This window comes from Streptomyces guryensis, assembly GCF_021261325.1.
GTDB classification, from domain to species: Bacteria; Actinomycetota; Actinomycetes; order Streptomycetales; family Streptomycetaceae; genus Streptomyces; species Streptomyces guryensis.
On record NZ_JAJSBI010000014.1, the window covers coordinates 140,061 to 163,906 of the forward strand.

The following is a 23,846-nucleotide window of genomic DNA, read 5'->3' on the forward strand; positions in this document are numbered from 1 at the left end:
TCGGGCAGCAGTCCTCTGCGGGCCGAGTCACCCGGTGGGCCTCCGGAAAACATTGTCCGGGCAGGCGAGGGTGTTTGCCGCCCAGGGGCCGGGGCAGGCGCAGTTCCAGTGCTTCGGACAGGAGGCACGCCCGTGGGAAGGCCCCAGAGCCGCCCGGGCCCCGCCTGTCCCGAGCGCGCGGCCGCACTCCCACGGTGACCGTCCACCCCAGAGCACCTTCAAGGGAGTTGCGACGCACCATGCCCACCAAAGTGAGCGCGAAGCACCACCCGCACGACGACGCCCCCGACACCGCCGACGCCTTCCGTAAACTCGCCAAGCTCCCCGCGGGCCAGCAGCGCGACACGCTGCGCGAGCAGGTGGTCGAGGCCTGGCTGCCGATGGCCGACCGCCTCGCGGGACGCTTCCGCAGCCGCGGCGAGAGCTTCGAGGACCTGCGGCAGGTGGCGGCTCTCGGCCTGGTCAAGGCCGTCGACCGGTACGACCCCGAACTCGGCAACGCGTTCGAAAGCTACGCCGTGCCCACCATCACCGGCGAGATCAAACGGCACTTCCGCGACCACATGTGGACCCTGCACGTTCCGCGCCGGGTGCAGGACCTGCGCAACCGCGTCCGGTTCGCCAGCCAGGACCTCTCGCAGACCATCCCGGGCCGCAGGCCCACCGTCGCGGAGATCGCCGAGCACGCCAACATGAGCCAGGAGGACGTCCTGGTGGGGCTGGAGGCGCTGGAGAGCTTCACCGCGCTCTCGCTCGACGCCGAACTGCCCGGCAGTGAGGACGGCTACTCGCTGAGCGACGCCCTCGGCTCGCCCGACCCCGCGCTGGACACCGTCGTGGACCGCGAGTCCGTCAAGCCCCGGCTGGCCGCGCTGCCCGAGCGGGAGCGGGCCATCCTCTACATGCGGTTCTTCGGCGACATGACACAGAGCCGGATCGCCGAGCAGCTCGGGATCTCCCAGATGCATGTGTCCCGGCTGATCAGCCGGAGCTGCACGCGGGTGCGGGACCAGATCATGCGTGAGGCCGCATAACCAGAGCAAGATGGCGGGACATCATGTCCACCACCTGCGCCTCCGCCATCGAGAACGCCAGGCGGGGCCCGCAGCGGAACAGCGTGAGCACGCCCCGCACGACGTCTCCGTCCGTCAGCGGCACGCACAGCAGTGAGGTGACGTCCGCCTGTACGAGGACGGGGGCGCCGACGGGGCCACCGCCGTCCGCCGCGGTCCGGCCGAAGGCATCCGGGTCCGGCGGACGGATCTGCAGCGCCGGGGACCCGGTCCGGGCCGTCTCGACGACGAGGGGGCAGTCGGTCGGATCCTGCGCTTCGAGCGCGACCGTGTTCCCGTCCGGCGGGGCCAGCACGGCCCTGCGGGACAGTCCGTCCGTCCCCGCGTCGACGATCACCCAGTCGGCGAACCTGCCGTGCAGCACCCGCGCCGCCGCCTCCGGGACGCCCTGCCGGTCCGTGGTCAGCAGGGCCGTGGTCATCGCGTCCAGGAGGTCCATCACGGCCGCGTGCCGGGTGGTCTCGGCGAGGTCCGGCACCGGCCCCGCCGGGGGGTCCGCCGGCACGGCGGGGCCGCTGGGCCCGCCGGGCTGGAGGACCACCAGGACCGTCGTGCGCGGCTCGCCGCTCGGGCGTACGGCTGCCAGCGTCGCGCGCACCGGGACGGACGGCTGCTGCTGGAGGTGGACGGTGAGGCTGCGGTCGCCCTCGCCGCGGGCCACCGCCGCGGCCTGGGAGCGGAACGCGGCCCGGTCGGCGTGGGCGAGCAGTCCGGTCAGCGGGCGGCCCGTCGCATAACCGGCCCGCGCGCCGGTGAAGGCGGTCGCCGCGCCGTTCAGCCGCCGCACCACCGTCTCCTTGTCGATCAGCGCCACCGGGAGCGGCAGGCGCTGGAACACGGTGCGCAGCAGATGCTGCTCCTGGTGCTCCGCCGAGGCGCCGGCGCGCGGCGGGCCCGCCGTCGTCAGCCGCTCGTACCGGGGCCACAACTGGTCGGCGACATGGTCGAGTTCGAAGATCGCCGCGTCCAGCACCGTGGGCAGATCCCGGCCCGACACGGATCTCGCCGTCTTCAACTCCGCGACGCGGCGTACAAAATCCGCGAGGTCTTCACCGAACTCGTCCGTCTGCGTCATGCGAGGAACGTAGCGCGACTCCCGTTCGGGACCACCGTTTTCGGACCGGGCGAAGGGGAAGGTGCGCGGGGAGAGGAGGAGTGCACCATGCCGGACACCGGGCATCACACCCGCCGTTGGGACACGGAGTCGGCCGAGCCCGTTCTCCCGGGGCGGCGGCTGTCGGAACTGGTCGAGGAGGCCGCGCGCTGCACCGTCGAGTGCTGCGGAGCGAGCGGAATGGTGGCCGAGGGCGGCAGCGAACGGCCCGCGGCCGTCACCCATCCCGATCTCGCCCCGCTCGTCGCCGTGCAACTCCGCTCCGGCGACGGCCCCATCCCGGCAGCCCTCGAACGCGGCGAGCCCGCCCGCTGCTCCGACCTGCTGAGCGAGGACCGCTGGCCCGACTACCGCGCCCTGGCGCTCGACTCCGGGGTGCGCTCCAGCGTCACACTGCCCTTCCGGCGTTCCGGCCTGGCGGTGACGCTCAGCCTCTACAGCTTCCGGCCCGGCGCCCTGGAGGACGTTCCGCACGGGCCCGCCCGGGCGCTCGGCGACTTCGCCATGACATGCCTGGTCCGCGACCGCTCCTACCGCGCCGCACTCACCGAACTCGACCAGCTCGGCACCGCCCTGCGCTCCCGTCCCGTCGTCGACCAGGCCTGCGGCATCGTCATGCACGTGCTGGGCTGCGACGCGGACGCCGCGTTCGGGGTGCTGCGCCGCATCTCGCAGGGCGGCAACCGCAAGCTGTCCGATGTGGCGGCGGTGGTGGTCGCACGGCGGGGGCGCGGCCTGGAGAGGGACCTGGCCGCGCTGCTGAACTGAGGGCCGGTGGACCGAGGTCCTGACACCTGGGCGAGGGGCGGGCCGTGTCACCCGCTCGGCGGTCTCCGTAGCGCGAATGGGGCCCGGCCGCGCGCGCCTGACCGCCGGGCGGGCTGAGATGGGCTATGGGGCACGACTCCGTGCTCCTGAGAACACACCCGTCGAAGGAGCCCTCCCCATGCCTCGCACCGCCCGTGTCCTGTCCGTCGCGGCCCTGGCCGGTGCCACGCTCGGCTTCGCCTCCGCCGCTTACGCGGACTCGGCCGCGGAGGCCGGCCCGAGCAGCGCCTCCCCGGGCGGCAGCGTCACCGTCTCGGTCGCCTGCGAATCACCCGGCGGACCGCCGCCCGCCACCATCCCGCAGGCCAACGCGGGGAGGGCACACTCCGCGACCGTCGACGGCACCTGCGCGACGGCCCCCGGCGCCAAGAGCGAGGCGTGGAGCGCGGCTTCCCGCGTGAACCGCGGCGACGGCAGCGATGGTGTCGCCGGGAGCGACGGTGGGGTGGCCGGCGACAGCAGTGGCGGCGGGCGTGGCGACGACGGAGGCGGTGGCGGCGCCGGACGCGGTGACAACGGTGGCGGCGGGGGCGCCGATCTGGGCGGAGGCGGAGGCGGAGGTGGTGTCGGCGGCGGCGGAGGCGGAGGTGGTGTCGGCGGCGGCGATGTGGGCGATGGCGGCGGCCATGACCAAGGCCGGCCCTGCACCGAGCCGGACGCCGACTCCTGCGGCGGCGCGGGGATGCAGAACGGGATGGACCACGGCATGCAGAACGGCATGCAGCACGGTGTGCAGGCCGGTGCGGGCGGCACCTTCTCCGACTCCGTGCCCGCCCTCGTCGCCGGCGGCCTCCTGATCGTCGGTGCGATGAGCGCAGCCGCCTACCGGCTGTGGCCCAAGGGTCCCGCCTGGGACCGCTGACCCGCCGGGCGACCGGTGAAACCCGTGCGCACTCCGATGCGGCAGCGGCACCCTGGGTACTCGGAGCACGGCGACGGACACCCACAGGGACTGCGCGGAGGTACGCATGCGGCGGACGGACCCGGAAGGCCACGGACCCGTCCGCTACGGCCCACCGCTGCCGGGGGACGGCCTGCCCGTACCACCCGAACTCACCGCCGTGCTCGCCGCGGCCGCCGCACGGGCCGACGGGGAGCCCATCGGCGGCGGACCCGAGCTGAAGGAGGCCGCCTGCGGCTACTGGGAGCGGCGCGGCCTGCCCGCCGCACCGGAACGCGTGGCCGCCGGCCCCGGCGCCCCCGCCCTGCTGCTCGCGCTGACCGCCGCGGTCGGCGGCGACGTCCTGGTGCCGAGGCCCTGCGCGGCCTGGTGGGCGCCGTACGCACGCCTGTTGGGCAGACCCGTCTTCCATGTGGCGACGCCGGCCGAGTGCGGCGGCGTGCCGGATCCTTACGCCCTCCTGGAGACCGTGCGCAGGGTGCGCGGCGAGGGCGGTGACCCGCGGCTGCTCGTGCTGTCGGTCGCCGACGACCCCACCGCCACCGTCGCCCCGCCCGAACTCCTGCACGAGTGCGTCGAGGCCGCCGCGGGGGAGGGGCTGCACCTCGTCAGCGACGAGACCTGGCGCGACACCCTGCACGCCCCGCCCGACACAGTGCTCCTCAGCCCCGCCGAGATGCTGCCCGACCACGTCACCGTCGTCACCGACCTGGCCGGCGCGCTGCTGCCCCCCGGCTGGCCGGCCGCGGTGGCCCGCGTTCCGGCGGGCGGGACGGGCCGTGACCTCCACGCGCGCGTGCTCGACGTGCTCACCGCGCTGGGCGCCCGGATCGCGGGCCCCGTCGCCGCCCCGGCCGCCTACGCACTGGGGGAGCCGGAGCCCGTCACCGCGCGCATGGCCGCCACCGTGCGCCTGCACGCGCGCGTGGCCGCCGCCGTCCACGGGGCGCTCGTCGCCGCGGGCACCCTGTCCCGTCCCCCGCAGGCCGGCCGCCACCTCTACGCCGACCTCGGCCCCCTGCGCTCCGCGCTGTCGGCGCACGGTGTCGGCGACGCACAGGAACTGGAGGACTTCCTCGCTGCCCGGCTCGGCATGCCCGCACCGGGCGGCCACCGCTTCGGCGACGAACTCGGCGCCCTGCGCGTCCGCCTGTCCACCGGCCCGCTGCTGGGCCGTACGGACGAGGAACGCGCGGAATGTCTCACATCACCCTCGCCGTTGGAACTGCCACACGTGCAACGCGCGTTGAGCCATGTGAAGTCGGTCTTCGACGATCTCCGCGACGACGCTCAGCGATGGGAGCCTCCTCGATGACGCAGCAGTCCGAGTCGACCACCACCACGAGCACGGGTACGACCACCCGGGACGCCGACGAGACGGCATCCGGGCCAGGGTTCGCGCCCATCCTTCCGCCGCTCGCCGAACCCCGCCCGCTCGCCGAACCGCGCCCGCTGGGCGAACGCCGGGTGTGGCCTCGTACCTTCCACGGCCGCCTGACCGCCCCGCTGCCCGGCCTGAAAGCCATGGCCCGCTTCGCCCGCGAGGGCTCCATCCGTCCCGGACGCGAAGGCCTGGCCGACATCCCCAAACTTCCCTTCGCGCCCGCCCCGCTGCCCCGTGTCGACGCCCGCACCGTCGCCGTCTCCTGGGCGGGACACGCCAGTTGGGTCGTCCGGATCGGCGGCCTGACCGTCCTCACCGACCCGGTCTGGTCCCGCCGCATCCTCGGCACCCCCGCGCGCATCACCCCGGTCGGAGTCCCCTGGGAGTCCCTGCCGCCCATCGACGCGGTCGTCATCAGCCACAACCACTACGACCACATGGACGCCCCCACCCTGCGCCGGCTCCCGCGCACCACCCCGGTGTTCGTCCCGGCGGGCCTCGCCCGCTGGTTCCACCGCCGCCGCTTCACCAACGTCACCGAACTCGACTGGTGGGAAGCGGCCGAACTGAACGGCGTCCGCTTCGACTTCGTCCCCGCCCACCACTGGTCCAAGCGCACCCTCACCGACGCCTGCCACTCCTTGTGGGGCGGCTGGGTGGTGACGGCCCCAGACGGCCAACGCGTCTATTTCGCGGGTGACACGGGATACGGCCACTGGTTCACGCGGATCGGCGAGCGCTACCCGGGCATCGACCTGGCCCTGCTTCCGATCGGCGCCTACGACCCCCGCTGGTGGCTCAGCGACGTCCACTGCGACCCGGAGGAGGCGGTCCGCGCAGCCCAGGACGTGGGCGCGCAAAGGATGGCCCCTATGCACTGGGGCACGTTCGTACTGTCGGCGGAACCGGTACTCGAACCGCTCACACGGGTGCGTACGGCCTGGCAGAAGGCAGGCTTGGCCCGCGATGACCTCTGGGACCTCCCGGTAGGAGCCTCCCGGGTCCTGTAGCGCCCTGAAGGGGCGCGGGGCTGTGTCGACATGCGGCTCCGCCGCGTGAGCGCGAGAAACCACAACGCACCCGCGCCCCGCAACACACCGTCACCCGGCAGATCGAACCCGTTTCCACACACTCGGCACCACGCTGATGACCACGGTCAACGCAACCGCAGCCACCACGCCTTGCCAAGGTTCCGGGAACAGGGAACCACCCAGAATCCCAATCACTTGGTACGTCGCAGCCCAAGCCAGGCACGCCGGCAAGTTGCCCCGTGCAAACCGCCGCAACGGCCACTCGGCCACAAGGCAAGCCAACATCACCGGAATACGCCCGGCCGGCACCAGCCGGGACAGCACCAGCACGGCAACCCCGTGCTCGGCCAACTTCCCCTGCGCCTGCGCAAGCCGCTCCTCCGGCGCCCGAGCCCGAATCGCCTCCAGCCACCGCGACCCGTTCTTCGACCCCATCCCGCGCCGCCCCAGCCAGTACAGCGCCGCGTCCCCGAGGAACGCGGCCAGCGAAGCCGTCACGAACACCAGCGCCAACGCGAACGGCGCCGTCTGGTGAAAGGCGACCACGGCCGCCGAACTCACCAGCGCCCCCGTGGGAATCACCGGCACCAGCGCCCCGAAGAGCACCAGCAGGAACAGCGACGGATAGCCGATCGCCCGCTGGGTCGACTCCGGAGGCACGATCGCCGCCGTGGCGGCAAGCCACGTCACCGCGCGACCTCCAGGCGCACACTCTCCCCGTGCCCGAGCCGGTGCACCGCGACCTCCGGCGCGTGCTCCGCCGCGAGGCGCACGAACTCGTCGCCGGGCGCGTGGAATTCATGGGGGCGCACGGCGTCCATCCCGATCGGCCAGTACGTGCCGTAGTGCACCGGCACCGCACTGCGCGGCGCCAGCCGGGCCAGTGCCTGGGCCGCCCGCCCGGCGTCCAGATGTCCCGTGCCGAGGTACGGCCCCCAGCCGCCCACCGGCAGCAACGCCACATCGACCCGCCCGACCTCCTGCGCCATCGCGTCGAACAGCCCGGTGTCCCCGGCGAAGTACGTCCGTGCCTCGCCCTCGATGACATAGCCGAGAGCGGGGGAGCGATGCGGTCCGAGCGGCAGCCGCCGCCCGTCGTGCCGTGCGGAAACGGCCCGTACACCCACCTCACCGACCGTCACCCGGTCCCCGGGCGCCACCTCGCTCACCGTGAGGTGGCTGAGCCGGCGCAGCCCCGGCACGGCCCGGAGTGCGCCCCGGGGCACCAGCAGACGCGTGCCCTCGGCGAGCCGCTCCAGTGACGGAACGTGCAGGTGGTCGGCGTGCAGATGCGACACCAGCGCCACGTCGGCGCGCCAGGCGGCGGGGGGCGGCAGCTCGCCGCGACGGCGGCGGAGATGGGCGAGGCGGCGGGCGAAGAGGGGGTCGGTGAGCAGCCGTACGCCCGAGTCCGCGACGGTACAGGTCGCGTGACCCCACCAGGTGATCTCCACCGGCACCTCTTTGCCTCCTTCGCGCGACTCCCCGAAGCCTACGGGCAGGAGTAGGGTCGGCGCCGAAACCCGGAGGTGAGGGGGACGCCATGGGACCGGTGCGGGTCACGGCGATCGCGAGTCTGACGCCGTTGGAGGAGCTGGACGCCGATCCCTTCCTGGTGGACTCGCGCAGCCAGCACGCGATGTGCGCCCGCTGGGCCGCCGAGCGGGGCTACATCGTCAGCCGGGAGCTGCTGGTGCGGGGACTGCGGGCCGACCACTGTGTGCTGTGGGACGGCGTCCGGCCCGGGATCGATCTGTTCGTGGCCCCCAGCCGCCGGGTGCTGGAGAGCGCGCTGTCGTCCGTCGAGGAGTTCACCGCGGAGTGCGCCCGGCGAGGGGTCCGGGTGGAGACGGTGGGGTTCGCGGAACCCTGCTACGACGCCCAGATGAAAGCCCGGGTGCACCGCCGTCTGTCGATGCCGACGGCCGGATACGACGGGCGCTGAGCCCCGCTCCCGGCCACGGACCGCATTGTCCGACCCGTGTGACAGTCTGAAGTACAGGCCCGCACCGACGACGGGCCAGGACGTGAGGTGGGCTGGGCGTGCGTGGCGTGCGTTGGCGGCGGGTCGCCAGTCAGACGGGGCGGAGCGTCGCGGTGTGGGCGGTCTCCACGGTCACCATGCTCGTGCTCGCCGGGATCCTGCCGGACTTCCGCCTCCAGTCCGCCGACGGCGAGAGCGCCACGCACATCGCCGTCACCGCCGCGTTCGGCGCCGGGGCCTTCGGTGTGCTGTCGGCCCTGGTCTGGCCGCTGCTCGTACGGCTGTTGCTGCTCATCCCGGCGCTGGTGCTGGGACTGCTCGTCTTCGTCCTGAACGGGTCCCTGCTGCTGGTGGCGCTGCGGCTCAACCCGTCCAGCAGCGCCGAGGCGGCCCCGGAGACGGCCGTGGTCGTGGCCGCCGTGATGTCCGCCGTGGCCTCCGCGACCGGCGCCGCCCTGGCCGTGCGCGACGACGACGCGTACCGGCGTCGCCTCTACCGCCTCGCCGACCGCCGCCGCAGACGCCTGCCGCCCGGCCCGTCCAGCCCCGGCACGGTCTTCCTGCAACTCGACGGCGTCGGCCACGACGTACTCCTCGCGGCGGTCGGCAAGGGCGTGATGCCCACCCTCGCCCGGTGGCTGGACTCCACCCACCGGCTCACCCCCTGGCGCACCGACTGGTCCAGCCAGACCGGCGCCAGCCAGCTCGGCATCCTGCACGGCAGCAACCACGACGTCCCGGCGTTCCGCTGGTACGAGAAGAACACCCGCGAGGTCATGGTCTGCAACCGGCCGACCAGCGCCGCCGAACTCCAGCGCCGGGCCGTCGAGCACACCGGCGACGGCGGCCTCCTCACCGCCGACGGCGCGAGCCGCGGCAACCTCTTCAGCGGCGGTGCCGACGAGCAGGCACTGGTGCTGTCCATCGCCACCCGTCGCCGTGGCCGGGAGAACCGGTCCAGGGCGGGCTACTTCGCGTACTTCTCCGACCCGGCCAACGCGGTGCGCACCGCCATGTCCTTCGTCGCCGAAGTCGGCCGTGAGACAGGCGAGTCGACCCGCGCCCGCGTCAGGAAGCAGCGCCCGCGCGTCGCACGCGGCGGCCTCTACCCCTTCGTCCGCGCCTTCGCGACCGTCGTCGAACGGGACGTCGTCGTCGCCGCGGTGATGGGCGACATGCTCGCCGGACGCACCGCCGTCTACGCCGACCTGGTGGCCTACGACGAGGTGGCGCACCACTCCGGGCCGACGAGCCGGGACGCGGAGAAGGTCCTCGAACGCCTCGACCGCGCCCTCGCGCTGATAGCCAACGTCGCCGAGCACGCCCCGCGGCCGTACCGGATCGTCGTCCTGTCCGACCACGGCCAGAGCCCCGGCGAGACCTTCCGTGCCCGCTACGGCCTCGGCCTGGGCGACCTGGTGCGGGCCGGCTGCGGGCTGCCCGTGCCGCGCAGGGCACAGCGCACCCACAGCGGGGCCGAGGCCCGCGCGGCCGTGCGCGCGGCGCTGCGCCGGCCCGTCGAGGAGGGCGAGGAGCAGCACCGGCCCACCCGTCGCTCGGAGCCCCTCGTGCTGGCCTCCGGCAACCTCGGCCTGGTCTCCTTCCCGGATGTGCCGCACCGGATGAGCAAGGAGGAGATCGACGCTCGCCATCCCGCGCTGCTGACCACCCTCGCCAACCATCCCGGCGTCGGCTTCCTGCTCGTCCGCAGCGAGAAGCACGGCGGGGTCGTGATGGGCGCGTACGGCGCCGAGATCCCGCTCGACCAACTCGACGACAAGCCAGGGCCGTTGGAGGCGTTCGGGCCCGGCGCCGCCGACGCCGTGCGCCGCACCCACTCCTTCCCGCACACCGCCGACATCATGGTCAACTCCTTCCACGACCCGGCCGACGGCGAGGTCCTCGCCTTCGAGGAACAGATCGGCTCGCACGGCGGCCTGGGTGGCGCACAGGGCAGACCGTTCCTGCTCTCCCCGCTCGTCTTCTCGGCGCCGGTCGAGGACGGCGAGGAGCTGACCGGTGCCGAGCACATCCACCGCGTACTGCGCCGCTGGCTGCGGGAGACGGACGGTCCTCAGGTGCCGGTCACCGACGAGGGCGAGGAGGAGCGGGCCGCCTGAAAACCGGCCGCGCCCGTGGGGCCGTACGCGAACGAGTCCGGTGTTCCGGGTGCCGTGCGCCGGAATGTGATCGGATGGGGTCGTACAGGAACAGCCAGAATTCGAAGGGATTCATCGTGGCAACCACGCGCTCCGCACACACCGTCTGGGAAGGCAACCTGCTCGAGGGCAACGGTGTCGTCTCCTTCGACTCCTCCGGTGCCATCGCCGAGCAGCCGGTCACCTGGGCCTCGCGTTCCCAGGACGCGAACGGAAAGACCAGCCCCGAGGAGCTGATCGCCGCCGCCCACTCCAGCTGCTTCTCCATGGCGCTCTCACACGCCCTGGCCGGCGCCGGCACCCCGCCCACCAAGCTCACCACCTCGGCGGACGTGAATTTCCAGCCGGGTGAGGGCATCACGGGCATCCACCTGACCGTCGAGGGTACGGTCCCCGGCATCGACAACGACGCGTTCGTCGCGGCCGCCGAGGACGCCAAGAAGAACTGCCCGGTCAGCCAGGCCCTCACCGGCACGACGATCACCCTGTCGGCGAAGCTCGCCTGACATCCCCGGTACGTCCTGGGTGTCCTTCGGTGCCGCGCCCCCGAGACAGGGGGCGCGGCAGCGTCGTTTCCGGGTACCCGGAGCACGCGGCATTGACAACAGCGCACTCAAGTTTTGTGCTGGTGTGTGAAGAGTGCCCTGGCGGAAGGGGACGGAGATGGCACGTGCGGTCGGGATCGATCTGGGGACCACGAACTCGGTGGTCGCCGTGCTGGAGGGCGGCGAACCCACCGTCGTCGCGAATGCGGAGGGGGCCAGGACCACACCGTCGGTCGTGGCCTTCGCCAAGAACGGGGAGGTGCTCGTCGGGGAGGTCGCCAAACGGCAGGCCGTGACCAACGTGGAGCGGACCGCCCGCTCGGTGAAGCGCTACATGGGCGACGCGAGCTGGCGCTTCCCCGAGCAGGGCTCCGTGGACGGCACCCGCTACCGGGCGCAGGAGCTGTCCGCGCGGGTGCTGCAGAAGCTGAAGCGGGACGCGGAGTCCTACCTCGGCGAGGACGTCACGGACGCGGTGATCACCGTACCGGCGTACTTCGACGACTCCCAGCGGCAGGCGACCAAGGAGGCCGGGGAGATCGCGGGCCTGAAGGTCCTGCGGATCATCAACGAGCCGACGGCCGCCGCCCTCGCCTACGGCCTGGACCGCGGTGAGGAGCAGACCGTGCTGGTCTTCGACCTCGGCGGCGGCACCTTCGACGTGTCGCTGCTGGAGATCGGCGACGGCGTCATCGAGGTCAAGGCGACCAACGGCGACACCCACCTCGGCGGCGACGACTGGGACCAGCGGATCGTCGAGTACCTCGTCAAGAAGTTCAAGGGGCAGTACGGCGTCGACCTCGGCAATGACAAGATGGCCGTGCAGCGGCTGCGCGAGGGCGCCGAGAAGGCCAAGATCGAGCTGTCCAGCTCGTCCGAGACGACGATCAACCTCCCCTACATCACCGCCTCCGCCGAGGGCCCGCTGCACCTCGACGAGAAGATGACCCGCGCCCAGTTCCAGGAGCTCACCGCCGACCTCCTCGACCGTTGCAAGGCCCCCTTCCACCAGGCGGTCAAGGACGCCGGCATCAAGCTGTCCGCGGTCGACCACGTGATCCTCGTCGGCGGTTCGACCCGGATGCCCGCGGTCACCGACCTGGTCAAGGAACTCACCGGCAAGGACCCGCACAAGGGCGTCAACCCCGACGAGGTCGTGGCCGTCGGCGCGGCCCTCCAGGCCGGTGTCATCCGCGGCGACGTCAAGGACGTGCTGCTGCTCGACGTCACCCCGCTCTCCCTCGGCATCGAGACCAAGGGCGGCATCATGACGAAGCTGATCGAGCGCAACACGACCATCCCGACCCGGCGTTCGGAGATCTTCACGACCGCCACCGACAACCAGCCCTCGGTGGGCATCCAGGTCTACCAGGGCGAGCGTGAGATCGCCGCGTACAACAAGAAGCTGGGCGTCTTCGACCTCACGGGGCTGCCCCCGGCCCCGCGCGGGGTCCCGCAGATCGAGGTCGCCTTCGACATCGACGCCAACGGCATCATGCATGTGTCGGCCAAGGACCTCGCCACCGGCCGCGAACAGAAGATGACGGTGACCGGTGGCTCGGCGCTTCCCAAGGACGACATCGACCGCATGATGCGGGAGGCCGAGCAGTACGCCGAGGAGGACCGCAAGAACCGCGAGGCCGCCGAGACCCGCAACCAGGCCGAACAGCTCGTCTACCAGACCGAGAAGTTCATCCGGGACAACGAGGACCGGATCCCCGCCGACACCAGGGCGGAGGTGGAGACGGCCACGACGGAACTCAAGGGCCTCCTGGAACGGAACGCGGACACCAACGAGTTGCGCACCGGCGTGGAGAAACTCGCCACCGTCAGCCAGAAGATGGGCCAGGCCATGTACGCCCAGACCGGCCAGGGCGCCTCCGGCAGCGGCACCGAGCAGGACACCGCACCACCGCAGGACGAGGAGGGCGTGGTCGACGCGGAGATCGTCGACGAGGACCGCGACACGAAGGGCGGCGCGGCGTAGACCTCAGGCGCCCGTCTTCTCCCAGCCCCGCCGCTCCGGCCGCGGCCCCAGCTGCCTGGGGTCGCGGCTGCGGTACACCACGTAGGGGCGGAACAGATACGGCACCGGCGCGCTGAACATGTGGACCAGGCGGGTGTACGGCACCAGGGCGATCAGCGCCATGCCGATCGTCGCGTGGACCCGGTACAGCACCGGCACGCCCTCCATCAGGTACGTCTTCGGCTGCAGCGTGAACAGGCTGCGGGCCCAAGGGGCAATGGAAGTATGGTAGTTGTAGCCGTCGCCGGAGACGTGGGTGAGCTTCGCGGCCATGCCCATCGCGATGGCGGCGAGCAGGACGACGTACATCAGCTTGTCGTTCACGGTCGTCGCCCGGAAGATCGGCGCGTGCGTGCGCCGCCGGTGGATGAGCAGCAGGATTCCGGCGACGGTGAGCGCGCCGGCCGCCGTCCCGCCGTAGAGCGAGAACGGGTGGTACGTGTGCTCGCCGACGCCGATCGAGTCGGTCCACGACTTCGGGACGAACAGGCCCACGAGGTGGCCCGCCAGCACGAAGAGAATGCCGTAGTGGAAGGCCGGGGAGGCGATGTTCAGCAGCTTCGACTCGTACACCTGCGACGAACGCGTGGTCCAGCCGTACTTGTCGTAGCGGTAGCGCCAGACCAGGCCGGCGACGAGCAGTGCGAAGGCGACGTACGGCAGGACGCCCCACAGGAGCGTGGTCATGAGCGAACCTCCGTGTGGGGGATCGGCAGGGTGGCGCATACGGCATCCAGGACGGACGCGTACGGGGTACCGAAGGCGGTGAGCCGGGCCCGGAGCAGCCCCAGGCCCGCACGGTGTTCCGTGAGGAGGTCCGTGTTCCCGGTGCGGGCCGCGAACTCCAGTACCGCGGGCAGGAAGTCGGGCAGCTCCTCGCCGGTGAACTCCAGGCCGGCGGCGCGGTAGACGTCCTTGAAGCGGACCAGCGACATACCGCGCCGCCGGGTGTCCCCGTCCCGCCACCAGCTCAGATAGAGGCTGTGCCGGTTCTTGAAGTCGAAGACCTGGACATAGTGGGCGGCCAGCTCCTGCGGTGGGGTGACGGCCGCGTAGTCGGTGAACTCCCGCAGCTGCGGGGCCGCTTCCCGCAGCAGGGGCAGCCGGGCGCGGAAGTCGTCGTCGGGATAGGTCAGGCAGAGCGCTGCCGCCTGGTACAGCACGGCGTCCGAGGGCATCAGGTCTCCTTGGTCTCATCCGTGGTCTGGCGTTCGCGCAGGGCGTGGAAGTTCTCCACCGACACCGGCGGCAGCCGCCTGCGTCCCGAGTCCTGGCCGAACGGCCCGTCGCCGCCCGCGCCGGGGCCGCCCTCGTAGTCGAGGCTGCAGCCCTGCGGCAGCGCGGACTCCTCCAGCCGGCGCGCGTGCCCGATGGCGGCCGCGATCGCCAAGTACGAGGACCGGTATGTGATCCCGACCCCGCCGGAGGAGAACGAGGCCATGTACCGGCTCCGGGCATGCGCAGGGTGTCGATGGCAGCGCAGGGTGTCGATGGGACCGAAGAGGTAGGTAGAAGGCGTCGGCCTCGCGTCCGCCGGTGAGCGCGATGCTGTGCAGGTCGGGGGCGGGCGTGCCAGGCCGGAAGAACCGTCCTGCGCGGAGCAGCGCGGCTCCCGGCTCGGCGGGCGGTATTCGCGTGTCGGCCACCTGCGTCGCTCCCTTGCTCGCCTGCTCGCCCTGTGTTTCGACGCTAGGGGCGAGCAGGGGAACGCACCTGTTCACAGCAGCCGTACGGGTGCAGGGGGACGGCGGGGCGGACAGTGCTGTGTCACATGCCACGGGCGGGAATGGTGCGGTGTTATGTGACATGCCACAGGTGGGTGGTGAGGTGCTATGTGACATGCCACGGGTAGTGGTATGTCACATGCCACTCGACGTCAGCGCTTGACGGCAACCCCCGCGTACACGGGCACGACGCCCTCCGCCTGCACCGCCACGTCCTCCGCCTCCGGGCGCCACCCGGTCACGGGGATCACCCCAGGTCCCAGCAGTTCCAGGCCCTCGAAGAAGCGCTGGAACTCGGTGATCGGGCGGGGGTGGAAGGGAGTGCCGCTCGCGCGGAAGGCGCCGGCCGCCTTCGCGATCGCCTCGGGGTTCAGGTCGGCAGTGACCTGCGAAAGGATCAGGTAGCTGCCCGGGGCGAGCGCCGCGACGTACTTCTGCAGCAGGCCGTGCACGTCGTCGCCGTCGGCTTGGTCGCCGAGATAGTGGGTCAGCGCGACCAGCGACAGTGCGACCGGCCGCGAGAAGTCGAGGGACTCGGCGGCCTGCCGCAGCAAGGTGTCGACGTCCCGCACGTCCGCGTGCACATAGTCCGTGCGGCCCTCCTCCGAGCCGCGCAGCAGCGCCTGGGCGTGCCGCAGCACGATCGGGTCGTTGTCCGCGTACACCACCCTGCACTCGGGCGCCACAGCCTGCGCCACCTGGTGCAGATTGGGCTCGGTGGGGATGCCCGTGCCGATGTCCAGGAACTGGCGGCTCCCCGCCTCGGCGACGGCGCGGACGGCCCGGTGCATGAACCGCCTGTTGGCCCGTGCCCCGCGCACCGCGGTGTTGTCCAGGGCGAGGATCCTCCGGGCCAGCTCCTCGTCCACCGGGTAGTTGTCCTTGCCGCCCAGCCACCAGTCGTACACGCGGGCGGGGTGCGGCCGGCTGGTGTCGATCTGCGGTGCGGCGTCGGATCCGGTCATGCGGGGGCTTCTCCTCCGGTCGGACAGGTGCGGTGGGTGGCTCAGAAGTCCTCGCGGTGCTCCCGCAGGATCTTCTTCGTGCGCTGGGCTGACGCGGCCCGCGCCGTCATGTGGTCGAGGACCTCCAGATGCGCGGACACCTCCTTGCGCGAGTCGAGGTACAGGGCGCCGGTCAGATATTCGGTGAAGACCATGTCGGGCAGCTCGGGCTCGCCGAAGCGGAACAGTGTGAAGGGTGCGTACGTTCCCGGGTGCGGGCCGTCCTTGAACTCGGCGATCTGGAGCGTGACCCGGTCCCGCTCGGCGAACTCCAGCAGCTTGTCCAGCTGCTCGCGCATCACCTCGCCGCGGATGCTCACCGGGCGCCGCAAAACCGTTTCGTCCATGATCACCCACAGGTGGGGCGGATCCGGGCGGTCCAGCAGCCGCTGCCGGGCCATCCGCAGGGACACATGCCGGTCGATGGTCTCCGGACCGGTCTGGCCGACCGTGCCCGCCTCCATCACCGCACGTGCGTAGTCCTCGGTCTGCAGCAGCCCGGGCACGAAGTGCGGCTCGTAGGAGCGGATGATGCCGGCGGCGCCCTCCAGGCTCACGTACAGGCTGAACCAGTCCGGCAGCACGTCGTGGAAGCGCTGCCACCAGCCCGGCCGGTTGGCCTCCTCCGCCAGGGCGACGAACGCGGCCGCCTCGTCGTCCGGGACGCCGTAGGTCTCCAGCAGCACCTGGACGTACGGGATCTTCAGGGCGACCTCGGCCATCTCCATCCGCCGTACGGTCGCGGGGGCAACCCGCAGGACGCGTGCGGCCTCCTCACGTTTGAGCCGGGCCGCCTCCCGCAGCTCCTGCAGGCGCCTGCCGAGCACCACCTGGCCCACGGTGGGCGCGGGACGCCGCTCACTCACGCCACGCCTCCCCTACGGGCCGAAGTAACCGCGCAGCAGTGTGTCATGTTCCGCTGACAGTCTCACGGGTTCGGTGGTGAGGCGTTTGCCACGCGGGCCGTCCGGCGGTTGGGCGTTGTCGTCCGCGGCGCCGTCGTGGCTGGTCGCGCCCACGCGGCGGTAGCCGTAAATCAAACAGAGCCCCGCGCCCCGTCAGGGCATCAGCGACTGGAGGTACTTGACCGTCGCCGGGTCGGCCGGAAGGAGCGTCTCGATGGCCAGCTCGGCGACCGTCACGTCCATGGGCGTGTTGAAGGTGGAGATGGACGAGACGAAGGACAGTGTCCGGCCCTCGTGCTCGATCTGCATCGGGAGCGCGAAGCAGGGGACGGGTTCCGGCGGTTCGGGGTCGTGGCTGTGCTCCGGCTCGGGCACCGGGTAGGCCGCCACCTCCTCGTACAGCGCCCGCAGCGGCGCGGAGCGGTGCAGGGCGATCTCCCGTTCCATCTGGGCGAGCAGATGCCCGCGCCATTCCGGGAGGTTGCGGATCCGCGGCGCGAGACCCTCGGGGTGCAGCGTCAAGCGCATGGCGTTCAGCGGGGGTTCGAGCAGCGCCTCCCCGACGCCGTCCAGGAACATCATCATGCCCCGGTTGGCTGCGACCACGTCGTACACCGAGTCCACGACGAACGCCGGGTAGGGCTCGTAGCACTGGATGAGGCGCTCCATGCCCTGGCGCAGGGCCTCCAGTGCGGGCGAGTCGAGCGGGGTCTCGGGGTAGTGCGGGGCGTAACCGGCCGCCAGCAGCAGGGAGTTGCGCTCGCGCACCGGCACGTCCAGATGCTCGGCGAGCCTGAGCACCATCTCCTCGCTCGGCCGCGAACGGCCCGTCTCGATGAAGCTGATGTGCCGCGCCGAGGAGTCGGCCCGCAGCGCCAGCTCCAGCTGACTCACCCGGCGGCGCTCGCGCCAGGACCGCAGGAGGGGGCCGACGCCCTTGTCGGTGGGGGCGGTGGCCGTGGTGCTGGTTCCCGTCGCGACAATGGTCATACGTACGACCGTAGTCGAGGAGCGCACCTTATGACCTGGCCGCCGTTGAAGCCGACCTTGGAGACCGCCGCGGTGTACCGGGCCAGAGCGCGGGGCTGTCTGCTGGGCGGGGCGATCGGGGATGCCCTCGGTTATCCCATCGAGTTCAACTCCCTGGACCGTATCCGCGCCGTCCACGGGGAGCGCGGCGTGACCGGGTTCGTGCCCGGTGCGTATGGCGCGGTCGGTTTGGTCAGTGACGACACGCAGATGACCTTGTTCACGGTCGAGGCCCTGATCCAGGCGCACGCCCGGGAGCGGATGAGGGGGATCGGCGGTGCCTGGTCGCACATGCTGCTCCAGGCGTACGAGCGCTGGCTGGAGACCCAGTCGAAGCCGGGCCCGGAACAGGGAACCCCCACGGGCGGTCTGATCGACGAGCCCTGGCTGTACTCCCGCCGCGCACCCGGCAACGCCTGCCTCTCCGGGGTCGCCCAGGCGTACACCCCCGACCCCTGGCTTGCGCTCGACGGCAAGCCGGGCCAGGTCAACCCCGACTCCAAGGGCTGCGGCACGGTGATGCGCTCGGCTCCCTTCGGCCTGATCAACTCCGCCGACGAGGCCTTCGCCATGGCGGCCCGCGGCGCCCAGATCACCCACGGCCACCCCACCGGCTACTACGCGGCGGGCGCGCTGGCCGCGATCGTGGCGCACGTCGTGGAGGGTGACTCCCTGGAGGCCGCGGTGCTGCGCACGCTGCGGCTGCTGGCCCGCCACCCCGGCCACGAGGAGACGACAGCCGCTCTGGAGGGAGCCCTCGACCTCGCCGCGCAGGGCTTGCCCACCGCGGAGAAGCTCCAGTCCCTCGGCGCGGGCTGGGTCGCCGAGCAGGCCCTCGCGATGGGCGTCTATTGCGCGCTCGTCGAGCCGGACGTCAAGGAGGCCCTGCTGCTGTCCGTCAACCACTCCGGCGACAGCGACTCGACCGGCTCCATCTGCGGCAACCTCCTCGGCGCCGTACACGGAGACGTCGGCCTGCCGCACGCGTGGGTCGAGCGGGTCGAGGGCAGAGCCAGGATCGCGGCGATCGCGGATGACCTGGCGGCGGAGCGCCTGCACGAGCGGTGAGAGCACAGCCGTTCCCTCCCCGTCCCGAGGTGTCCCCGGCCCGCCCCCGGGAACCCTTCTGACCAGGACCGCAGTCAGTTGCTGTGGCACGCTGAAGAAGCACCCCGTGCCGAGGAAGGAGCGAACCCATGCCCGTCGAACCCCTGTCGCTGAAGGAGATCGAGGACCGACTGGCCGAGCTGCCGGGCTGGGCGGTCGACGACGACCGGCTCACCCGCTCCTACCGGCTCGGCTCGCACTTCGCCGCCACCGCGATGGTCATCCACATCGCCCAGGTGCAGGACGAGCTCGACCACCACTCCGACCTCACCCTCGGCTACAACACCGTCTCCCTGTCGGTGAACACGCACAGCGCCGGCGGCAAGGTCACCGAGCTCGACTTCGGCCTCGCACAGAGGGTCGAGGAACTCGCGCAGGCCCACGGGGCACACTGACGCTCGTGCTCGACTACGACAAGGAAGCCGGCGCGTACGACGCCAGCCGCGGCGGCGAGCCGAGGGCCGCGGCCGCCGCCGACGCCGTACTCGGCCTGATCCCGGCGGCCACCGGCCGGCTCCTGGACGTCGGCTGCGGCACCGGGATCGTCACCCGGCGCCTCGCGGCCGCGCGCCCCGCCACCCGGGTGACGGGCGCCGACCTGACGTACGGCATGGCCCGGATGGCCGCCCGGCGCCTGCCCGGCTCCGTCCTGCTGGCCGACAGCCGCCGGCTGCCGTTCCCCGACGGGACGTTCGACGCCGTCACCAGTGTCTGGCTGCTGCACCTGCTCGACGAACCCGAGGACGTCCGCGCCGTCGTCGCCGAGTGCGCCCGCGTCCTGAAGCCCGGCGGCGTGTACGTCACCACCGTCGACAAGGCCGCCGCACACGACGTCGGCAGCGACATCGACGCCGTCCTCGCCCCGCGCCCGCGCCGCCCGGCCCCGGACGCCGCCCCGCTCGTGGAGTCGTACGCCGCCGCGCACCGCCTGCACCCGGCGGGGCAGGCCTGTTTCCCGGGTCGCGGTCAGGGCCGCAGCCCCCGCCGCACCGCCGCCGATCTGCGGCGCGGCTGGTTCACCCGGCTGCCGCCCGGCGACCCGCTCACCGAACGGTTCGTCGCCCGGCTCAGGGCGCTGCCCGACCAGGAACGGCCGCGCCCCGACCCGGAGTTCAGCCTCCGGGCCTTCAGGAAGCCGGTGGCCGACTGAAGTCCATCGTCCAGTTGGTCACCCACGTCTCCCCGCCGTCGACGGAGAACGCCTGCTCCCAGTGGGCGGAGGCGGGGGACACGTCCGCCCACACGAACCGCGCGCGCACGTCCTTGCCGTCGTGGGTGTCGTCGCCGTAGAACTCGCCGCGGTCGCCTTCGAAGCGGCCGATCACGGGTGGGAAGAGCCGGCCGCTGTGGCTGGAGGACCAGTTCAGCGACCATTCCTCGCGCTCCATGTCGAACAGGCGCAGGGTCAGCCCCTTCGCGCCGAGGTACGGCATGTCGATCTCGTCGATGTTCGCGGCCCCGTCGAACAACGGGCGGCACCGGCTGGTGCCCGGGAACTCCACCCAGTCGCTGTCCGGGTCGAGGAAGTCGGTGCGGCGGCGGTGCGCGACCTCCCACTCGCCGTGGAAGAAGTCGAAGTCGTGCGGGCTGCTCATGGGCGTTCTCCAGTGGTTCCTGCGGGCAGGGAGTCGGACAGGTAGGCGTCCAGGTCCGGGACTTCGGGCACGAGCATGTGCCGTACCCAGGCGTCCCGTTCGTGCTGGATCGGCGGCAGCTCGAAGACGCAGCCGATCCAGGGCAGTTCGGGCCTGATGATGGGGGTCCCCCCGCTCGAGCGAAGTCGAGAGTGGGGGAGGGTGGGGTCCTTGTCGGGGCAGCCGAGCACCGGCTGCCCCGCCGCCGCGTTCGCGTAGTGCAGGACGTTGTCCCACACCCAGCTGTAGGCGTTGATGTACGCGCCGTCGTCGTTTCCCCGGTGAACGACGACGAACGTCGCGGGCGCAGTGCCGTCCGCCTCCGGCAGCAGCTCGGGCAGGATCTCGTACGCCGCCTTCTCGACGCCGGGTGCGATGCCCGCCGGGTCGGCCGTGACGTGGTAGCGCTTGATCCGCCGTCCCGCCACCTCGACGGGCGGTGGCACGGTCAGGAATTTCTCCGTGAAGGGCATGGACAGGACGCTAGGCCGATTTCACGGACATCCTGTGTCAGTGAAGGCCGGCCGACTCGTCTCGATCCTCCTCCTGCTCCAGACCCGGGGCCGGATGACCGCCGCCCAGCTCGCCGAGGAGCTGGAGGTCTCGGTCCGCACGGTCTACCGGGACGTCGAGGCGCTGGGCGCGGCAGGAGTCCCGCTGTACGGCGACGCGGGCCACGCCGGCGGCTACCGGCTGCTCGACGGCTACCGCACGCGCCTGACCGGCCTCACCGCCGACGAGGCCGAGGCCCTGTTCCTCGCCGGCGCCCCCGGTCCGGCCGCGGAGCTGGGCCTCGGCTCGGTGCTCGCCGCCGCCCAGCTCAAGGTCCGTGCCGCGCTGCCCCCGGAGCTGCGCGCGCACGCCGACCGGATCAGCGGCCGCTTCCACCTCGACGCCCCCGGCTGGTACGCGGACGCCGAAGAGGCGCCGTACCTGCCGGCGGTGGCCGACGCGGTCTGGAACAGCCGGGTCCTGAACGTCCTGTACCGCCGCTGGGCCGAACCCACCGACGTGGAGCGCCGCCTGGAGCCGTACGGGCTGGTGCTGAAGGCCGGCCGCTGGTACGTCGTCGCGGGCCCGGGCCCGCGCACCTTCCGCGTCGACCAGATCCTCCAACTTGCCACCTCTGGCGAGGAGTTCACCCGCCCGGACGACTTCGACCTGGCCGCCCACTGGACGGCGTACCAGCGCGGCTTCCACGACCGGCTGTACCGCGGCGAGGCACTGGTCCGGCTCGCGCCGGGCGTACGGCTGCCGAGGGCGGGCGTCAGCCGTACGGACGAAGACGGCTGGACCCTCGCCGCGGTCCCCATCGAGTCCGTCGAGCACGCCCACGGCGAGTTCCTCCGCCTGGGCGCGGACATCGAGGTGCTGCAGCCGCCCGAACTGCGCGAGCGCATCGCCCGCACGGTGGCCCAACTGGCCGGAAGATACGGAGACTTGGCGGAGAGCGACGGCGGCTGAGGGGACAGAACCCGTCCGTCCTCACCCGGAGGTCCGTCACGTGCAGCGCCCGCACAGGCACCGCAGACGCCGAGCCCTCCTCTCGGCGGTGACCGGGGCGGCAGCCCTCGTCGCCGCCGGACTCACGGCACTGACCCCCACCACCGCCGAGGCCGCCGCCGCCCTCCCCCAACTCTCGGACTTCGCTCGAGCCGGGGCTCCACCAACTACTTCCAGGCCGGCGCCCCCGCCCAGGCCGACTACACCGTCCGCGCGATCGTGAACGGCGTCGAGCAGGCCGACTCGGTGCACGCGATCCAGTTCCGCACGGGCTACGAGGGCGTGCCGATCAGCCCACCGGCAGGCGGCACCACCCCGGACGGAGCCGCGTACCCCTACACGGCGAACGACGCCTCCGTCGGCGACCTGGCCGGCGACGGTCAGCTCGACTTCGTCCTCAAATGGCAGCCGACGAACGCCAAGGACAACTCCCGGTCCGGCTACACGGGTGACGCCTTCATCGACGGCATCAAGCTCGACGGCACCCGGCTGTGGCGCAGCGACCTTGGCCGCGACATCCGCTCCGGCGCGCACTACACACAGTTCCAGGTGTACGACTACGACGGTGACGGCACGGCCGAGGTCGCGATGAAGACGGCGGACGGCACCGTCGACGGGACGGGCGCGGGGGTCGGCGGTTCCTCGGCCGACCACCGCAACTCATCCGGCTACGTGCTCTCCGGGCCCGAGTACCTGACCATGTTCAACGGCCGGATCGGCAGGGCCATGCAGACCGTCGACCATGTCCCGGCGCGCGGCACGGTGTCCTCGTGGGGCGACTCGTACGGCAACCGGGTGGACCGTACTCCTCGACCAACTCCGGCAAGGGGTACGACGGTCAGGGCGACCACCAGATGTCGGTGGCGGACGTCGACGGCGACGGCAGGGACGAGATCGTGTACGGCTCGACGGCCGTCGACGACGACGGCAGCGGCCTGTGGACCACCAGGAACGGCCACGGCGAGGCCATGCATGTGGGTGACCTCGACTCGTCCCGCCCCGGCCTGGAGGAGTTCAAGGTCGACGAGGACGGTTCAAAGCCCGCTTCCCGCATGGCGGATGCGAAGACGGGCCGGATCATCTGGTCCACGCCCGCCGACGGCGACAACGGCCGGGGCGTCTCGGGGGGCCCGCAAGCCCTCCAGCATCAACTGCCTGTCCTGGTGGGACGGTGACACGGTCCGCGAGCTCCTCGACGACAGCCGCATCGACAGGTACGGCACCTCGTCCGACACCCGTCTGCTGACCGGCTCCGGCGTCCACTCCGACAACGGCACCAAGGCGACGCCGTCCCTGTCGGGCGACATCCTGGGCGACCGGCGCGAGGAGGTCGCCCGGCCGACGAGCGACAACACGGCCCTGCACATCCACTCCACGCCGTACGAGACGAGCACGAAGATCACGACCCTGCTGCACGACACGCAGTACCGGACGGCCCCGGCCTGTCAGAACACGGCCTGCAACCAGCCGCCGCACCCGGGCTTCTTCATCGGCGACGGGATGGCGACGGCACCGAGGCCGACGGTCCACACCCCCTGACACGGAGGCGGCCGCCCGCCGACTGCGGGCGACCGCCTCACTCACCGGGTCAGCTCCCGCCACCCAGGAGACCACCCAGCAGACCGCCCAGGAGGCCGGTCACGACACCCAGAAGGCCCGAGAGCCCGCCGTGTTCGTCGTCGTTGTCCCCCTTGGACGAGACGCAGGTCTGGTGGCCCAGGAGGGAGACATGGATGGTTCCCTCGCACTTGGCGGGGGCCGGGGCCGCAGAGGCGGAGGGCGCCATGAGGGTCAGGGCGATTACGGGAGCGGCGAGGACCGCCGCGACGCGGGAGCGGGTCGACTTGCGTGTGCGCTGCGACATCACTGTCCTTTCGACGGGCATGTGGGGACCG

24 protein-coding genes and 3 pseudogenes are annotated in these 23,846 nt (G+C 72.1%); 15 read left to right on the top strand and 12 right to left on the bottom strand.

All coding sequences use genetic code 11. The annotated features are described in order from the left end of the window. Nucleotides 1-239: 239 nt before the first annotated feature. Nucleotides 240-1,034 (top strand): RNA polymerase sigma factor SigF, encoded by a 795-nt coding sequence (locus LJ657_RS26785; protein ID WP_232651305.1) that lies wholly within the window; start codon nt 240-242, stop codon nt 1,032-1,034. On the opposite strand, the gene LJ657_RS26790 is transcribed toward LJ657_RS26785, so the two are convergent. Further along, nucleotides 1,015-2,148 carry a PAS domain-containing protein gene (locus LJ657_RS26790; protein ID WP_232651306.1) on the bottom strand — a complete coding sequence of 378 codons (1,134 nt, stop codon included), beginning with the start codon at nt 2,146-2,148 and terminating at the stop codon, nt 1,015-1,017. The two genes, LJ657_RS26785 and LJ657_RS26790, sit on opposite strands and share 20 nt — an antisense overlap. Before the next feature lie 87 nt (nt 2,149-2,235). Between LJ657_RS26790 and LJ657_RS26795 the strand changes: the two genes are divergently transcribed. The 4 genes from LJ657_RS26795 (at nt 2,236) to LJ657_RS26810 (ending at nt 6,310) form a co-directional block, all read left to right on the top strand. Beyond that, on the top strand, nt 2,236-2,955 hold the full coding sequence (locus LJ657_RS26795) for an ANTAR domain-containing response regulator (RefSeq protein ID WP_232651307.1): 720 nt from the start codon (nt 2,236-2,238) through the stop codon (nt 2,953-2,955). A gap of 178 nt (nt 2,956-3,133) precedes the next feature. Then, complete coding sequence (locus LJ657_RS26800) at nt 3,134-3,877, top strand: hypothetical protein (protein ID WP_232651387.1); 744 nt, start codon at nt 3,134-3,136, stop codon at nt 3,875-3,877. Nucleotides 3,878-3,983: 106 nt separating this feature from the next. Continuing rightward, a complete protein-coding gene (locus LJ657_RS26805; protein ID WP_232651308.1) occupies nt 3,984-5,231 on the top strand; it encodes an aminotransferase class I/II-fold pyridoxal phosphate-dependent enzyme in 1,248 nt (415 codons plus the stop codon). Beyond that, on the top strand, nt 5,228-6,310 hold the full coding sequence (locus LJ657_RS26810; protein ID WP_232651309.1) for an MBL fold metallo-hydrolase: 1,083 nt from the start codon (nt 5,228-5,230) through the stop codon (nt 6,308-6,310). Before LJ657_RS26805 ends, LJ657_RS26810 begins: the two co-directional genes overlap by 4 nt. Nucleotides 6,311-6,400: 90 nt before the next feature. Here the strand turns inward: LJ657_RS26810 and LJ657_RS26815 are convergent, their stop codons facing one another. Beyond that, on the bottom strand, nt 6,401-7,021 hold the full coding sequence (locus LJ657_RS26815) for a DedA family protein (protein ID WP_232651310.1): 621 nt from the start codon (nt 7,019-7,021) through the stop codon (nt 6,401-6,403). Continuing rightward, nucleotides 7,018-7,791, bottom strand: coding sequence for an MBL fold metallo-hydrolase (locus tag LJ657_RS26820; protein ID WP_232651311.1), 774 nt, complete (start codon nt 7,789-7,791; stop codon nt 7,018-7,020). The genes LJ657_RS26815 and LJ657_RS26820 overlap by 4 nt, the downstream gene beginning before the upstream one ends. 83 nt (nt 7,792-7,874) lie before the next feature. On the opposite strand from LJ657_RS26820, the gene LJ657_RS26825 reads away from it, so the two are divergent. From LJ657_RS26825 to dnaK, 4 genes are all read left to right on the top strand, one after another. After that, nucleotides 7,875-8,276 carry a hypothetical protein gene (locus LJ657_RS26825; RefSeq protein ID WP_232651312.1) on the top strand — a complete coding sequence of 134 codons (402 nt, stop codon included), beginning with the start codon at nt 7,875-7,877 and terminating at the stop codon, nt 8,274-8,276. Between the two features lie 152 nt (nt 8,277-8,428). Beyond that, nucleotides 8,429-10,435 (top strand): alkaline phosphatase family protein, encoded by a 2,007-nt coding sequence (locus LJ657_RS26830; RefSeq protein WP_232651384.1) that lies wholly within the window; start codon nt 8,429-8,431, stop codon nt 10,433-10,435. Nucleotides 10,436-10,551: 116 nt separating this feature from the next. Then, nucleotides 10,552-10,980 carry an OsmC family protein gene (locus LJ657_RS26835; protein ID WP_232651313.1) on the top strand — a complete coding sequence of 143 codons (429 nt, stop codon included), beginning with the start codon at nt 10,552-10,554 and terminating at the stop codon, nt 10,978-10,980. 157 nt (nt 10,981-11,137) lie between these two features. Continuing rightward, nucleotides 11,138-13,006 carry a molecular chaperone DnaK gene (gene dnaK, locus LJ657_RS26840; RefSeq protein WP_232651314.1) on the top strand — a complete coding sequence of 623 codons (1,869 nt, stop codon included), beginning with the start codon at nt 11,138-11,140 and terminating at the stop codon, nt 13,004-13,006. A gap of 3 nt (nt 13,007-13,009) precedes the next feature. On the opposite strand, the gene narI is transcribed toward dnaK, so the two are convergent. The 6 genes and pseudogenes from narI to LJ657_RS26870 all read right to left on the bottom strand — a co-directional run bounded on the left by narI (nt 13,010) and on the right by LJ657_RS26870 (nt 17,668). Continuing rightward, on the bottom strand, nt 13,010-13,732 hold the full coding sequence (narI, locus tag LJ657_RS26845; protein ID WP_232651315.1) for a respiratory nitrate reductase subunit gamma: 723 nt from the start codon (nt 13,730-13,732) through the stop codon (nt 13,010-13,012). After that, entirely contained in the window at nt 13,729-14,223 is a 495-nt protein-coding gene (gene narJ / locus LJ657_RS26850; RefSeq protein ID WP_232651316.1) for a nitrate reductase molybdenum cofactor assembly chaperone, read from the bottom strand. The genes narI and narJ overlap by 4 nt, the downstream gene beginning before the upstream one ends. Then, a pseudogene (narY, locus tag LJ657_RS26855) lies at nt 14,223-14,423 on the bottom strand (nitrate reductase subunit beta); the annotation flags it as partial. The gene narJ and the pseudogene narY, both read right to left, overlap by 1 nt. Nucleotides 14,424-14,921: 498 nt before the next feature. Further along, nucleotides 14,922-15,734 carry an SAM-dependent methyltransferase gene (locus tag LJ657_RS26860; RefSeq protein ID WP_232651317.1) on the bottom strand — a complete coding sequence of 271 codons (813 nt, stop codon included), beginning with the start codon at nt 15,732-15,734 and terminating at the stop codon, nt 14,922-14,924. Between the two features lie 41 nt (nt 15,735-15,775). Next, nucleotides 15,776-16,639, bottom strand: coding sequence for a Sco1979 family transcriptional regulator (locus LJ657_RS26865; RefSeq protein ID WP_232651318.1), 864 nt, complete (start codon nt 16,637-16,639; stop codon nt 15,776-15,778). Nucleotides 16,640-16,831: 192 nt separating this feature from the next. Further along, a complete protein-coding gene (locus tag LJ657_RS26870; protein WP_232651319.1) occupies nt 16,832-17,668 on the bottom strand; it encodes a helix-turn-helix domain-containing protein in 837 nt (278 codons plus the stop codon). 30 nt (nt 17,669-17,698) lie between these two features. On the opposite strand from LJ657_RS26870, the gene LJ657_RS26875 reads away from it, so the two are divergent. The 3 genes from LJ657_RS26875 to LJ657_RS26885 all read left to right on the top strand — a co-directional run bounded on the left by LJ657_RS26875 (nt 17,699) and on the right by LJ657_RS26885 (nt 19,964). Further along, a complete protein-coding gene (locus LJ657_RS26875) occupies nt 17,699-18,775 on the top strand; it encodes an ADP-ribosylglycohydrolase family protein (RefSeq protein ID WP_232651320.1) in 1,077 nt (358 codons plus the stop codon). Between the two features lie 128 nt (nt 18,776-18,903). Further along, the gene (locus tag LJ657_RS26880; RefSeq protein ID WP_232651321.1) at nt 18,904-19,209 is read left to right on the top strand and encodes a 4a-hydroxytetrahydrobiopterin dehydratase; all 306 of its coding nucleotides are present in this window, start codon (nt 18,904-18,906) and stop codon (nt 19,207-19,209) included. A 5-nt stretch (nt 19,210-19,214) separates the two neighbouring features. After that, the gene (locus LJ657_RS26885; RefSeq protein WP_232651322.1) at nt 19,215-19,964 is read left to right on the top strand and encodes a class I SAM-dependent methyltransferase; all 750 of its coding nucleotides are present in this window, start codon (nt 19,215-19,217) and stop codon (nt 19,962-19,964) included. On the opposite strand, the gene LJ657_RS26890 is transcribed toward LJ657_RS26885, so the two are convergent. Beyond that, a complete protein-coding gene (locus tag LJ657_RS26890) occupies nt 19,942-20,409 on the bottom strand; it encodes a hypothetical protein (RefSeq protein ID WP_232651323.1) in 468 nt (155 codons plus the stop codon). The genes LJ657_RS26885 and LJ657_RS26890 overlap by 23 nt on opposite strands. Then, nucleotides 20,406-20,921, bottom strand: a complete 516-nt coding sequence (locus LJ657_RS26895) for a hypothetical protein (RefSeq protein WP_232651324.1) — start codon at nt 20,919-20,921, stop codon at nt 20,406-20,408. The genes LJ657_RS26890 and LJ657_RS26895 overlap by 4 nt, the downstream gene beginning before the upstream one ends. Nucleotides 20,922-20,961: 40 nt before the next feature. Between LJ657_RS26895 and LJ657_RS26900 the strand changes: the two genes are divergently transcribed. The 3 genes and pseudogenes from LJ657_RS26900 to LJ657_RS49075 all read left to right on the top strand — a co-directional run bounded on the left by LJ657_RS26900 (nt 20,962) and on the right by LJ657_RS49075 (nt 23,490). Further along, entirely contained in the window at nt 20,962-21,912 is a 951-nt protein-coding gene (locus LJ657_RS26900) for a helix-turn-helix transcriptional regulator (protein WP_232651325.1), read from the top strand. A gap of 321 nt (nt 21,913-22,233) precedes the next feature. Then, nucleotides 22,234-22,695: pseudogene (locus LJ657_RS49070) on the top strand (rhamnogalacturonan lyase family protein); the annotation flags it as partial. A 110-nt stretch (nt 22,696-22,805) separates the two neighbouring features. Then, nucleotides 22,806-23,490 (top strand): annotated as a pseudogene (locus LJ657_RS49075) (rhamnogalacturonan lyase family protein). A 49-nt stretch (nt 23,491-23,539) separates the two neighbouring features. Here LJ657_RS49075 and LJ657_RS26910 read toward each other — a convergent pair. Then, complete coding sequence (locus LJ657_RS26910) at nt 23,540-23,815, bottom strand: hypothetical protein (RefSeq protein ID WP_232651326.1); 276 nt, start codon at nt 23,813-23,815, stop codon at nt 23,540-23,542. Between the last annotated feature and the right edge of the window lie 31 nt (nt 23,816-23,846).

What these genes read in the sequence shown, in the direction of transcription:
- LJ657_RS26910 (WP_232651326.1), bottom strand. Translation starts at nt 23,815, where the DNA reads ATGTCGCAGCGCACACGCAAGTCGACCCGCTCCCGCGTCGCGGCGGTC.
- LJ657_RS26800 (WP_232651387.1), top strand. Translation starts at nt 3,134, where the DNA reads ATGCCTCGCACCGCCCGTGTCCTGTCCGTCGCGGCCCTGGCCGGTGCC.
- LJ657_RS26810 (WP_232651309.1), top strand. Translation starts at nt 5,228, where the DNA reads ATGACGCAGCAGTCCGAGTCGACCACCACCACGAGCACGGGTACGACC.
- dnaK (WP_232651314.1), top strand. Translation starts at nt 11,138, where the DNA reads ATGGCACGTGCGGTCGGGATCGATCTGGGGACCACGAACTCGGTGGTC.
- narI (WP_232651315.1), bottom strand. Translation starts at nt 13,732, where the DNA reads ATGACCACGCTCCTGTGGGGCGTCCTGCCGTACGTCGCCTTCGCACTG.
- narJ (WP_232651316.1), bottom strand. Translation starts at nt 14,223, where the DNA reads ATGCCCTCGGACGCCGTGCTGTACCAGGCGGCAGCGCTCTGCCTGACC.
- LJ657_RS26870 (WP_232651319.1), bottom strand. Translation starts at nt 17,668, where the DNA reads ATGACCATTGTCGCGACGGGAACCAGCACCACGGCCACCGCCCCCACC.
- LJ657_RS26825 (WP_232651312.1), top strand. Translation starts at nt 7,875, where the DNA reads ATGGGACCGGTGCGGGTCACGGCGATCGCGAGTCTGACGCCGTTGGAG.
- LJ657_RS26890 (WP_232651323.1), bottom strand. Translation starts at nt 20,409, where the DNA reads ATGAGCAGCCCGCACGACTTCGACTTCTTCCACGGCGAGTGGGAGGTC.
- LJ657_RS26895 (WP_232651324.1), bottom strand. Translation starts at nt 20,921, where the DNA reads ATGCCCTTCACGGAGAAATTCCTGACCGTGCCACCGCCCGTCGAGGTG.
- LJ657_RS26790 (WP_232651306.1), bottom strand. Translation starts at nt 2,148, where the DNA reads ATGACGCAGACGGACGAGTTCGGTGAAGACCTCGCGGATTTTGTACGC.
- LJ657_RS26860 (WP_232651317.1), bottom strand. Translation starts at nt 15,734, where the DNA reads ATGACCGGATCCGACGCCGCACCGCAGATCGACACCAGCCGGCCGCAC.
- LJ657_RS26805 (WP_232651308.1), top strand. Translation starts at nt 3,984, where the DNA reads ATGCGGCGGACGGACCCGGAAGGCCACGGACCCGTCCGCTACGGCCCA.
- LJ657_RS26875 (WP_232651320.1), top strand. Translation starts at nt 17,699, where the DNA reads ATGACCTGGCCGCCGTTGAAGCCGACCTTGGAGACCGCCGCGGTGTAC.
- LJ657_RS26785 (WP_232651305.1), top strand. Translation starts at nt 240, where the DNA reads ATGCCCACCAAAGTGAGCGCGAAGCACCACCCGCACGACGACGCCCCC.
- LJ657_RS26795 (WP_232651307.1), top strand. Translation starts at nt 2,236, where the DNA reads ATGCCGGACACCGGGCATCACACCCGCCGTTGGGACACGGAGTCGGCC.
- LJ657_RS26880 (WP_232651321.1), top strand. Translation starts at nt 18,904, where the DNA reads ATGCCCGTCGAACCCCTGTCGCTGAAGGAGATCGAGGACCGACTGGCC.